The sequence below is a fragment of the Streptomyces sp. NPDC050658 genome, assembly GCF_044457025.1.
Lineage (GTDB): Bacteria > Actinomycetota > Actinomycetes > Streptomycetales > Streptomycetaceae > Streptomyces.
Map to the genome: position 1 here is coordinate 73,813 of NZ_JBITGM010000009.1, position 12,258 is coordinate 86,070.

Annotated in this window: 6 protein-coding genes; 2 read left to right on the top strand and 4 right to left on the bottom strand. The window is 70.9% G+C overall.

Annotated features, from left to right (window positions below; genetic code table 11):
• Positions 1-46: 46 nt before the first annotated feature.
• A complete protein-coding gene (locus tag ACIBKX_RS28380) occupies positions 47-2,596 on the bottom strand; it encodes a protein kinase (protein ID WP_363275614.1) in 2,550 nt (849 codons plus the stop codon).
• A 257-nt stretch (positions 2,597-2,853) separates the two neighbouring features.
• Between ACIBKX_RS28380 and glgP the strand changes: the two genes are divergently transcribed.
• Together glgP and ACIBKX_RS28390 are read left to right on the top strand one after the other, a co-directional pair.
• Complete coding sequence (gene glgP / locus ACIBKX_RS28385; protein ID WP_363275616.1) at positions 2,854-5,481, top strand: alpha-glucan family phosphorylase; 2,628 nt, start codon at positions 2,854-2,856, stop codon at positions 5,479-5,481.
• Between the two features lie 66 nt (positions 5,482-5,547).
• A complete protein-coding gene (locus ACIBKX_RS28390) occupies positions 5,548-7,056 on the top strand; it encodes a DUF4246 domain-containing protein (RefSeq protein WP_363275617.1) in 1,509 nt (502 codons plus the stop codon).
• 124 nt (positions 7,057-7,180) lie between these two features.
• Here ACIBKX_RS28390 and ACIBKX_RS28395 read toward each other — a convergent pair whose 3' ends face one another.
• The 3 genes from ACIBKX_RS28395 to ACIBKX_RS28405 form a co-directional block, all read right to left on the bottom strand.
• Positions 7,181-8,815: a M4 family metallopeptidase gene (locus tag ACIBKX_RS28395; RefSeq protein ID WP_363275619.1), complete on the bottom strand. Its 1,635-nt coding sequence runs from the start codon at positions 8,813-8,815 to the stop codon at positions 7,181-7,183.
• 270 nt (positions 8,816-9,085) lie between these two features.
• Positions 9,086-11,146 (bottom strand): M4 family metallopeptidase, encoded by a 2,061-nt coding sequence (locus ACIBKX_RS28400; RefSeq protein WP_363275620.1) that lies wholly within the window; start codon positions 11,144-11,146, stop codon positions 9,086-9,088.
• Positions 11,147-11,557: 411 nt separating this feature from the next.
• Positions 11,558-12,139, bottom strand: coding sequence for an XRE family transcriptional regulator (locus ACIBKX_RS28405; protein ID WP_363275621.1), 582 nt, complete (start codon positions 12,137-12,139; stop codon positions 11,558-11,560).
• Between the last annotated feature and the right edge of the window lie 119 nt (positions 12,140-12,258).

Below are 12,258 nucleotides of genomic sequence, written 5' to 3' on the forward strand. Positions count from 1 at the left end.
CCGAAGGGGCGCGGGGAACGGCGCGAGCAACCACAACAAACCCGCACTAAGGCAACGAAACCGAAGAGATCTTCCCCTCGTCATAGATGACATGGGCGACCCCGCCGAGAGCCAGGACGGACGGCGGCCGCAGCGTCTCCGAGATGACCATGCCGTTCACATTGGGCGGCGCCTCCGCCCGGTCACCGGGCGCCCCCGGCACGGGATGCTTCCCGGGCGCCCCGTCCCCACTGTTCAGCGGCAGCGTATAGAGCGCCGCGCTGTCCGCGTACACGACGCGACCGCCAAGAATCAGCGGGTCCGACGACGGGACGTTCCCCTTGGGCAGCTTCGCCGAGCGCAGCACCTCTCCCGTGCCCTCGTCGTTGACGATCACGCTGCTCCTGCCGTAGTCCACGGCGACCGCGAGCGCGTGGTTCGCGGCCGTCGGATCGGGGGCCATCTCGTCGCCCTCGGGCTGCGGGTACCGGAACGCCTCGCTGGATTCCTTCAGGGTGCGCGGGTCGAGCTGCCGGACCGTCACGCGGGCCGGGGGCGCGTCGCGGTCGGGGGCCGCGCCGTCGGACGTCGTGCACAGGACGTCCGTCTCGCTCGCGAGGACCACCCCGCACTCGCTGTCGGACCGCCCGAGCGCATCGCCCTTCCGGGCGTCGTACGCGGCGAGCCCGTCCTCCTCGTCGGCGTACACGACACCGTCCCGCAGCGCCCGCAGCTGATAGCGGCCGGTGTCGACCTGGGCGGTCAGCGGCCTGCCCAACTGCTCGTCCCACAGCGGGCGTCCGCGGTCCATGTCGTACGCGTGCAGGGAAGCGGTCGCGCCCTCCTGCGTGTACGGCGCCTCCATGCCGACGAGCAGCGTGTCGTCGTCCAGGAACGGCCGCCCCGTGAACCCGCCCGCACCGTCCGGCGGCGGCGCGTCCCACAGGACGTCGCCCTTCGCCGAATCGCGCACTTGCAGGACCCCGTCGTGGGCGATGACCGCCTTGCCGCCGCGCACCTGCGGGTCCAGGCGGTCACCCGGCATGAAGAAGTCGCCGCCCGGCCCGTAGTAGGCCTCGTCGAGCCCGCTCTCCGGGTCGACCTTCCCGGACGTCCACAGCTGCCGGCCGTCGCTCGCGCTCACCGCCTCGTACGTGCCGTTGGTCAGCAGGCAGACGATCGCGCGGGTGTCGGCGGCGCAGCTCATGGGCGCGTGACCGAGCTTCCCCTGCCACTTCTTCCAGCCCTTGGGGCGCTGCGCGGCGACCTGGTCCACGACGCCGGAGCGGTCGGGCGTGCCGCGGTCGTCCACCCCGGCCCGCGCGACGAGCTTCGCGGCGGCAGCGGGGTCGGTCGGGCCGCCGGGCCCCTTGCCGTCCGCCCCCGGTCCGCCGCCGGAATCTCCCGCCCAAGGCCCCCACACCGCGAGCGCCCCGCCGAGCGCACCGGCCACCACCGCCAGGGCGACGGTGGCGAGCAGGCCGCGGGGGACACGGCGGCGGGGGCGTGGCGGGGCGGCCGGCGCGGTCCCGTGCATCGTCGGCATCTGATGTACGCCGATGGGGGCTGGGCCCACCGGCGCACCGGCCGACTGCCCCGCCGCGCCCGCGGCCGTCGCGGGCCGGTCGAGTGCCGTGGCCGGATGCCGCCCCGCGGCGGCCTCGGGCCACACCGGCGTGACCGGTTCCGGCAGCAGCGGCTGCCCCGAGGCGCACAGCCGCTCCACCTCGCCCCGTGCCTCGCCGATCCGCTCCCGTACGGCGTCGGGCCACTCGGCGTGCGCGGCGGCGTCCCGCAGCCGCCCGAGCCGCTCGGCGAGTTCCGCCGCCCCCGGCCGTCCGTCCGGCTCCCTGGTCAGGCACGACTCCAGCAGCGTGCGCAACTCGGCGGGCATCGCGCCCAGTTGGGCCTCCGCCTGCGAGACGCGGTACAGGACGGCCGCCATCGGTCCGTCGCCGAACGGGTCCTCGCCCGTCACCGCGTACGCCAGCACCGACGCCAGACAGAAGACGTCCGAGGCGGCCACGACGTGTCTGCCGCCCGCCACGTGCTCCGGCGACATGAAGCCGGGGGTGCCGACGAGCAGACCGGAGCGGGTCATCGTGGTGGCGGCCTGCACCCGCGCCACACCGAAGTCGATCAGCTTGGGGCCGTCCGCGCCGAGCAGGACGTTGCCGGGCTTGAGGTCACGGTGCAGGGCGCCCGCCGCGTGCACCGCCGTCAGCGCCTCCGCGATGCCCGCGCCGAGCGCGGCGACCGCACCGGCGGGCAGCGGACCGTGCCCGCGCACGGCCTCCGAGAGGTTCGGCCCCGGTATGTACTCCGTGGCCAGCCACGGCACATCGCCCTCGGCGTCGCTCGCCACCAGCCGCGCCACGTAAGGGCTTTCGACGGAGGCCGCGACCTGCGCCTCGCGCCGGAAGCGCCGCCGGAAGGTGTCGTCGGTCGCCAGCTCGTTCCGGATGGCCTTGACGGCGACGAGGTCCGCGACACCGAAGTCGGCCCGCTCTCCGGGCCGGGCGAGGAACACCTCGCCCATGCCGCCCGCACCGAGCCGCGCCAGCGTCACATACGGACCGATCCGCCGAGGCGACGACTCCCGCAGCTGGCCGATCATGTGCCCGCCCCCCTGTGGCTGTTGTCAACTCCCGTGGCGCCCAGGCCGGTTGCAGGCTACAGCGGATGCTGGGCCGAGGCGCGGCGGATCGCTGAGAGCAGCGGCGGCTGCGGCAACGGTCCGTGCTACCGCTACACCAGTGGCTGACCCAGAGCCGGGCGGTGCCCGCCCGTGCGCCGTGGTTGCGCGGGCCGGGCACCGCTACCGTCGACGCGTAGGTCGATTCGTGACGCATTCCCCGTAGAGGTGGAGTCGCTGTGAAGGCCATCCGTCGATTCACCGTACGTCCCGTCCTTCCCGAACCCCTGGGCGCGCTGGCCGAGTTGGCGCGCAATCTCCGCTGGTCCTGGCACGCGCCCACCCGGCAGCTCTTCGAGGCCGTCGACCCCGAGCGGTGGGCCGCGTCGGGCGCCGACCCCGTGCGGCTGCTCGGCAGCGTGCCGCCCGCCCGGCTCACCGAACTCGCCGCCGACGACGACTTCTTGGGGCGGCTCGGCGTGGCCGCCGACGGCCTGCGGGAGTACGTCACCGGGGAGCGCTGGTATCAGGAGCGCGCCCGAGGAGACGGGCAACTCCCGAACGCCGTCGCCTACTTCTCCCCGGAGTTCGGCATCACGGCCGCCCTGCCGCAGTACTCCGGAGGGCTCGGCATCCTCGCGGGCGACCACCTCAAGGCGGCGAGCGACCTGGGGCTCCCGCTCATCGGCGTGGGGCTGCTCTACCGGCACGGCTACTTCCGCCAGTCGCTGTCCCGCGACGGCTGGCAGCAGGAGACCTATCCGGTGCTCGACCCGAACGAGCTGCCGCTGACCCTGCTGCGCGAGCCCGACGGCAGCCCCGCCCAGGTCGCCATCGCCCTGCCCGGCGGCCGCTCGCTGCGCGCGCACGTCTGGCAGGCCTGCGTCGGCCGCGTACCGCTCCTGATGCTCGACTCGGACGTCGAGGAGAACGACTCCGGAGCCCGCGAGGTGACCGACCGGCTCTACGGCGGCGGCAGCGAACACCGGCTGCTCCAGGAGATGCTGCTCGGCATCGGCGGGGTGCGCGCCGTGCGGACGTACTGCCGGCTTACCGGACACGCCGAGCCCGAGGTGTTCCACACCAACGAGGGCCACGCGGGCTTCCTCGGCCTGGAGCGCATCCATGAACTCGCCGCCCGTGACATGGAGTTCGACGCCGCGCTGGAGGCGGTCAGGGCCGGGACGGTGTTCACCACGCACACCCCCGTCCCGGCCGGCATCGACCGCTTCGACCGTGAGCTGGTCGCCCGGCACTTCGGCCCGGACGCCGAGCTGCCCCGGATCGACGTGGAGCGGATCCTGCGCCTCGGCATGGAGACATATCCGGGCGGCGAGCCCAATCTCTTCAACATGGCCGTGATGGGCCTGCGCCTGGGACGGTGCGCCAACGGCGTCTCCACGCTGCACGGCAAGGTGAGCCGCGAGATGTTCGCGGGCCTGTGGCCGGGCTTCGACGCCGACGAGGTCCCGATCGCCGCCGTCACCAACGGAGTGCACGCCCCGACCTGGGTGGCCCCCGCGGTGTTCCGGCTCGGCGCCCGGCAGATCGGCGCCCAGCGGACCGAGGACGCGCTGTCGGTGGGCGGCTCGGAGCGGTGGGACGCGGTCGCCGACATCCAGGACGCGGACATCTGGGAGCTCCGCCGTGAGCTGCGCGGACAGCTGGTCACCGAGGTCAGGCGGCGGCTGCACGCCTCGTGGCGCGGGCGGGGCGCGGCCAGCGCGGAACTGGGCTGGATCGACGACGTACTCGACCCGGACGTCCTGACCATCGGCTTCGCGCGCCGCGTCCCCTCGTACAAGCGGCTGACGCTGATGCTGCGCGACCGGGACCGCCTGATGGAGCTGCTCATGCACGAGGAGCGGCCGATCCAGATCGTGGTGGCGGGCAAGGCCCATCCGGCGGACGACGGCGGCAAACGCCTCATCCAGGAGCTGGTGCGCTTCACCGACGATCCACGGGTGCGGCACCGCGTGGTGTTCCTGCCCGACTACGGCATGGCGATGGCGCAGAAGCTCTATCCGGGCTGCGACGTCTGGCTGAACAATCCGCTCCGTCCGCTGGAGGCGTGCGGGACGAGCGGGATGAAGGCCGCGCTGAACGGCTGCCTCAACCTGTCGGTCCTGGACGGCTGGTGGGACGAATGGTTCGAGCCCGACTTCGGCTGGGCCATTCCCACGGCGGACGGCTCGGCGACCTCCGACGACCGGCGCGACGAGCTGGAGGCGGCGGCCCTGTACGACCTCCTGGAGCGGCGGATCACACCCCGCTTCTACGAGCGCGGGCCCGGCGGTCTGCCCGACCGCTGGATCGAGATGGTCCGCAGGACGCTGACCCGGCTCGGCCCGAAGGTGCTCGCCGGGCGGATGGTGCGGGACTACGTGGAGCAGCTGTACGTCCCCGCCGCGCGGGCCCATCGGGTCCTCGACGCGGGGGTGGCGGGGGAGCTCGCGGCGTGGAAGGCGCGGGTGCGGGGGGCGTGGCCGCGGGTCGCCGTCGACCATGTCGAGGCCTCGGCGTTCGGCGCGACGGCCGAACTGGGGGCGACGCTGGGGCTGCGGGTCCGGGTGCGGCTCGGGGAGTTGACGCCGGACGACGTGGAGGTGCAGGCGGTCGCGGGGCGGGTGGACCCGGAGGACCACATCGCGGAGGCGGCGACGGTGTCGCTGAAGCCGGTCGGCGGGCCGGACGCGGAGGGCAGCCGGCTGTACGAGGGGCCGCTGGCCCTGGACCGCGCCGGGCCCTTCGGCTACACGGTCCGTGTGCTGCCGTCCCATCAACTCCTCGCGAGCGGGGCGGAGCTGGGTCTTGTGGCCCTGCCGGCGGAGGGCACGGGGGAGGGGGCCGGGGTGCTGATGCGCTGAGGAGTCAGTGTCAGTGCGCTCCAGTATCGTTCCGGCCGCCGCACATCGACCGGGAGGACCGGAGCATTGACTGACCTTTCTGCTTTCCCGCTGCCCTTTCTCACCGACCGCGCCATACCGTTCGCGAAACCGCGGACGCTGCGGGAAATGGAAATGCTGCGGTGCAGCGCCCACATCCGGTCGAAGCCCGGCTGGTTCGAGAAGATGAACGACGCCGGAATCGTCGCCAAGTGGACGCGAGAAGCCGTCGACCAGGGTCTCACCGAGGCACAGGTCCGCCATGTGCTCGCCGAACTCGCGCACTACGCCGCCCTGCGCGACGAGCGTACGGGCGCCGAGGTGTCCGCCGTGGACGGCGTGTGGCAGTCGGACACCCTGGTCGACGACGGGCTGAGGTCCCGGCTGCGCGAGGCCGTCCGGGTCCTGGAGGAGGTCCCCGAAGCGGAGAAGGACTGGCATCCCGGATCCGACGGCCAGGTGCTGGACCTGGTCCATCCCTCGCTGTTCTGCCTCGTGAACGGGGTGAGCGGCGCCCCCGAGCGGGCCTGGCGGAATCCGACGAACCGCTATGCGCGGCACGAATTCTCGGAGAAGTTCCAGTGGTTGCCGACGGACGTCGACATCAGCGACGAGGGTGCCGCCGTCTTCCGTTCGTACGTCAACAACGTCCACCCCGAGCAGCACCGCGAACTGGCTGCCGTCCTGCCGGACCTGTTCGCGCGGCTGCGCCCGCTGTTCGAGAACGTACTCACCGATCTGCGCCATCCGCGGCCCCTGCGGATCGAGGCCGATCCCTATGGGTGGTACGACTCGGAGCCGGAGTTCCCGGACCGGGACGCCTACACCGACGACAAGGCGTACGACGAAGCCGTCAGCGCCTATGAAGAGGCCCAGGACGACTGGTGGGAGAACCGCAGCCCGGTCGTCCCGGACGCACCGGACTTCACCCCGCCCGATGCGCCCGACGCCGCCGACCGGGTCGCGCTGCGCGGCCGAGGTCTCCAGGTCATCGTCAAGCTCGCCACGATCCATCTCACGCCGGACAGTCCCGAGTACGCCGGCGGGTCCTGGCACGTCGAGGGGATGCTGAACGAGCGGATCGTCTCGACCGGCATCTACTACTGGGACAACGAGAACATCACCGAGAGCACGCTGAGCTTCCGGGCGGCGCTCGACGACCCGAGCTACGAGCAGAACGACGACAACGGTCTGCGTGAGGTCTACGGCCTGGAGGACGAGGACGCGCTGAACCAGAAGCTGGGCTCGGCGGCGACGCCCGCGGGCCGCTGCCTGGCGTTCCCGAACGTCCTGCAGCACCGCGTCGGTTCGTTCCGCCTCGCGGACCCCACCCGGCCGGGACACCGCAAGATCCTCGCGTTCTTCCTGGTCGACCCCTCGGAGAAGATCGTCTCGACCTCCGACGTGCCGCCGCAGCAGCCGTGGTCCGCCACCTCGACCATGACGCTGGAGCAGGCGAAGAGCCACCGCGAACAGCTCATGCAGGAGCGCAAGTTCTTCGTCGACGAGCACAACGAGCAGCTCTACGAGCGGGAGTTCTCGCTGTGTGAGCACTGATGGCGTGAGCGCTGCTTGACCGAGTGCTGATCGACCGAGTGCTGATCGACCGAGTGCTGAGGCACACAGAAGGCGGCACCCGGAGGAAGGAAGGTCCTCCGGGTGCCGCCCTGGGTGAAGAGGGTTACTTGACGTTGACGCCGGTCCAGGCCGCCGCCACGCCCTTCGCCTCGGCGGAGTCCGCGCCGTACAGGTCGGTCGCCGCCTTCAGGGTGCCCTCACGCGCCGCCTTGTAGTCGGTCGTCGTCGTGAAGTACGTGGTCAGGGCCTTGAACCAGATCTTCTCGGCCTTGTCCCGGCCGATGCCCTCGACCTTGGAGCCGTCGGCGGTCGGCGAGTCGTACTTGACGCCGTTGATCTCCTTCGCGCCGCTGCCCTCGGACAGCAGGTAGAAGAAGTGGTTGGCGATGCCCGAGGAGTAGTGGACGTCTACGTTGCCCGCGTCCTCGCTCCAGTTGTCCAGGGAGTTGCCGTCCTTGGAGGGCTTGTCCATGTGGCGGAGCGGGGAGCCGTCGCCGTTGATGTCGATCTTCTCGCCGACGAGGTAGTCGGGGACGTCCTCGGGGTTGTTGGTCTTGAACTCGACCGCCGCCGCGAAGATGTCGGAGGTGGCCTCGTTCAGGCCGCCGGACTCGCCGCTGTACTCCATGTTGCCGGTCGCCGCGGTGACACCGTGCGTCATCTCGTGCGCCGCGACGTCCATCGACGTGAGGGGCTTCTTGTCGCCCTCGCCGTCGCCGTACGTCATGCAGAAGCAGCTGTCGTCCCAGAAGGCGTTGACGTACGCGTTGCCGTAGTGGACCCGCGAGGTGGCACCCTTGCCGTCGCCCTTGATGCCCTCACGGCCGTGCACGGCCTTGTAGTAGTCCCAGGTCACCTGGGCGCCATAGGCGGCGTCGACGGCGGCGGTCTGGGCGTCCTCCGGCTTTCCGGTGCCCCACGTGTCGTCGTCGTCCGTGACGAGCTTGCCCTCGCCGCTCTGGCCGTGCTCCAGGTCGTACGTCGAGTGGCCGCCGCGGCTGTCGTCGGTCAGGTCGAAGCCGTTGGAGCCCTTCTTCGAGCCGACCTCGACCTTGCCGCTGTACTGGCCGTGGCCCGCGCCGGTCTCGATCTCCTGGTACTGGTACAGCTTCTTGCCCGTGGCCGCGTCGGTGATGACGTGCAGCCTGCTGGGCGTGCCGTCCTTCTGGACGCCGGTGACGACGGTCTCGTGGGCCAGGACCGGCTTGCCGGAGGCGGCCCAGACGACCTTGCGGGGCGACTGCGCGTCGGCCTTCTTGGTGTCGCCGGTCTTCGCGGCGGTCGACTCGGCGGAGGCCGCAGCCGACTTCGCCGCGATCTTCGCGGAGGTGGACGCGACCTTGATGGTGGCCTTGGCGGCCTTGGTCACGCTCTTGACCTTGCCGCTCTTCGCGGTGTGCACGACGAGGTCGCCGCCGAGGACGGGCAGGCCGTCGTAGGTGCGCTCGTAGCGGGTGTGCGTGGTGCCGTCGCGGTCCTTGACGACGTCACGGACGACCAGCTTCTCCTTGGCGCCGAGGCCGATCTTCTCGGCGGTGGCGGCCTTGTCGGCGTTCGCGTCCTGCAGCAGGTCGGCGCGGGCCGAGGAGGAGAGCGAGACGGGCGACGCGGCGGGCGCGGCGGCCTGGTCGGTCTTGGCGGAGGCGCCGGTGGTCAGACCGGCGGCGAGCATCGCTCCGGCGGCAACAGCGGTGGCGATGGCCAGCGTTGAGCGCTTCCGGGATATGTGGGGGGTCACGCATGCTCCTTCTGTGGGGGGCCCGGGCGGCAGGGAGCACCATCCGGGCTGAAAGATGCGGTGCGGGTGGAACTGGTGTGCTGTGCGAGGGAACAGTGCCAGTTAAGCCAGGTTCATGTCAGGCCCTTGGCCGAATGTTGGCCAGAAATAGTCCGTTGAGCGAAGGTCCGTGTACGCAATGCGGACCAGGCCCCACATGGGTGCGCCGCCCCGGGGAGTTGATCCACCCGGAGCGGCGCCGTCTCTCATTTCACGGGAACGTGCGGGGATTTACGGGAACGTCAGCTTCCAGCTGTTGATGCGGCCCACGTCCTGCGCGGCCACGTCCTGCACCTTCAGCTTCCAGGTGCCGTTGGCCGCCTCGGACGAGGCGTCCACCGTGTACGTCTCGGTGATGTTGTCCGCGGAGTCCGAGGAACTCGCGTTCTTCAGGCGGTAGTTGGTGCCGTCCGGCGCCACCAGGTCGACGACCAGGTCGCCCCGCCAGGTGTGCACGATGTCGACGCCGACCTTCAGCGCGCTGGGCGCGTTTCCGGTGCGTCCGGTGACGTTGACCGATGAGGTCACCGCGGCGCCGTTGTCCGGAATGGCGACGTCTGTGGTGTTCTCGAAGTCCGTGCCACCGCCGCCGCCGGGCCGCGAGCCGACGTTGACGCCGGCCCACGCGTGGGCCACCGCCGCGTACTCGGGGCTGCTGGTGCCGTACAGCTCACCGGCCACCGCGAGGGTGCCGGTGCGCGCCGCGGCGTAGTTGGTGGTCGTGGTGAACTTCGTCGTGAGCGCCTTGAACCAGATGAGCGACGCCTTGTCACGACCAATTCCGGTCACAGGCAGACCGTCCGAGGTCGGGGAGTCGTACGAGACGCCGTTGATCACCTTGGCGCCGCTGCCCTCGCTCAGCAGGTAGTAGAAGTGGTTGGCGACACCGGACGAGTAGTGCACGTCGATGTTGCCGATGCCCGAGTACCAGGAGTCCTTGGACGAGCCGTCCTTGGAGGGCTTGTCCATGTAGCGCAGCGGGGTGCCGTCGCCGCGGATGTCGATCTTCTCGCCGACGAGATAGTCGCCCTTGTCCTGCGGGTTGCCCGCGTGGAACTCCACGGCCGCCGCGAAGATGTCGGAGGTGGCCTCGTTCAGGCCGCCGGACTCACCGCTGTACGTCATGTTGCCGGTCGCCGCGGTGACGCCGTGCGTCATCTCGTGGGCCGCCACGTCGATGGAGGTCAGCGGCTTGGAGTTGCCCGATCCGTCGCCGTACGTCATGCAGAAGCAGCTGTCGGACCAGAACGCGTTGACGTAGTTGTTGCCGTAGTGGACCCGCGAGTACGCGCCGACACCGTCACCCCGGATACCGGAACGGCCGTGCACGTTCTTGTAGTAGTCCCACGTCAGCGCGGCACCGTAGTGCGCGTCCGCGCCGGCCGTCTCCGCGTTGGAGGGCAGTCCGTTGCCCCAGATGTCGTCCGGGCCGGAGAAGAGCGTGCCGGTGCCGGACGTGCCGCGGTTGAGGTTGTACGTCTTGTGGTTGCCGCGGCCGGTGTCGGTCAGGGTGTAGTTGGACCCCGACTGAGCCGTCCCGAGGGTGACCTGACCGCTGTACTGGGTGTTGCCCGTGCCGTTCTCGATGCCCTGCCACTGGAAGAGCTTCTCGCCGGTGGCCGCGTCCGTGATGACGTGCAGCTCGTTGGGCGTCCCGTCGTGCTGGAGCCCGCCGACCACCGTCTCGTACGCGAGCGTCGGCTCGCCCTTGGCCGTCCAGACGACCTTGCGGGGTTCGCGGTCCGCGTCGGTCTTCTTCGAGCCCTCCGCCTTCGCGGCGCCGAGCGCCTGCTTCTCGGCGGTCGAGGCCTTCACGTCGGCGCTCAGGTCGATGCCTTTGAGCTGCGCCTTCGTGGCCTTGGTGACACCCGTCTTGCCGGACTTCGTCTCGTCGACGACCAGGTCGCCGCCGAGGACGGGCAGACCGTCGTAGGTGCGCTCGTAGCGGGTGTGCGTGGTGCCGTCGCGGTCCTTGACGACGTCACGGACGACCAGCTTCTCCTTCTTGCCGAGGCCCAGGTCCTCGGCGGTCTCCGCCTTGGTGGCGTTCGCGTCCTTCAGGAGCGCGGCACGCTGGGCGGGGGAGAGCTTGGCGGGGAGTGAACCGGGGTCGACCTTGCCTATCTTCGGGGCGGCCGGGGTCACGGTCCACGGATCGTCGGCCGAGGCCGGACCCGTCTGGACGGCCACCGCGATCAGCGCGGCGACGGCGGTCAGGGCGCCGGCGGCGGCCCCCTTGCGCCGGGAGAGGGAGCTGCGGGACACGGATCTGTGGGAGGTGGATCTCAACACGGACTCCTTCTGCGTGGCCGCGGGTCGCGCGGCCAGGGAGACCGGGCGGCGCGGTCGTGCCGTCCGGGCAGAACAAGGCAGAACGCAGAACAAGGCAGAGCTGGGGTGGAGCTGGGGTGGAGCTGGGATTCAAAGGTGGAGCTGTTGAATCGGGGAGAAGAGTGGCACCGGCCCGCGCCGTTTGTCAGGGTTGCGTCAACAGTTGGCCGGAACTGGTCCGCTGCCCGGTGGACCAAGTTCGATATACGGAGGGGCCCTTCACGTAAGGCTGCCCTACTTGTTCGAGGGCGACTCCCGGCTGTTCCCTTGTTGTTCGATGCCGGGCCGTCGGGTCGGGGCCCGGCGGCGGCTGGCTGGATTCCGGCCCTGCGAAACAGCGGGGCGGGCGGCGGTGGCGACGGGAGGCGGCGCTCAGTGACCCTTGGCGCGGACGTGGATGCGTTCGCCCTGCCGCCCGAAGAGGCTGAGCAGCTCGACGCTGCCGCGCCCGGCGGCGCCGAACCAGTGCGGCACCTGGCAGTCGAACTCGGCCGCTTCCCCCGCCCCCATGGCGAAGTCCTGGTCGGCGAGGCGCACCCGCAGCCTGCCGCGCAGTACGTAGAGCCATTCGTGACCCGTGTGGCTGCGCAGGTGGGGCTCCTCGTCGTGGGCCGGGATCGTCATCTTGTAGGCGCGCGGCTCCCCTTGCTGCCGCGACAGCGGAATCAGCACGCGGCCCTCCTTCCTGCTGGCGTGCTGCGGTACGCGCGGGTCGAGGATGCGGGGCGCGGCGACGATCTCCTCCAGGTGGACGCCGAGGGCCGCGGTGATGGGCAGCAGGAGTTCGAGGCTGGGCTTGCGCAGGCCGGACTCGAGCCGGGAGAGGGTGCTGGTGGAGATGCCGGTCGCGCGGGCCAGCGCGGACAGGCTGACGTCCTTCTTCTCGCGGGCGCGGCGCAGCCGGGGAGCGATCTGTTCGATGACGGCGTCGACGGTGGGCTCGCCCTGCTTCATGTCTCCCGGCTTCCTGTCTCCGTGTGTCGTGTCCTTGTGTGTCCTGTCTCCGTGTGTCATGTGGCCCAGCGAACCAACCCGTCCCGGAATCGGCAATGAACTTTGCCGGGTCCGGGACT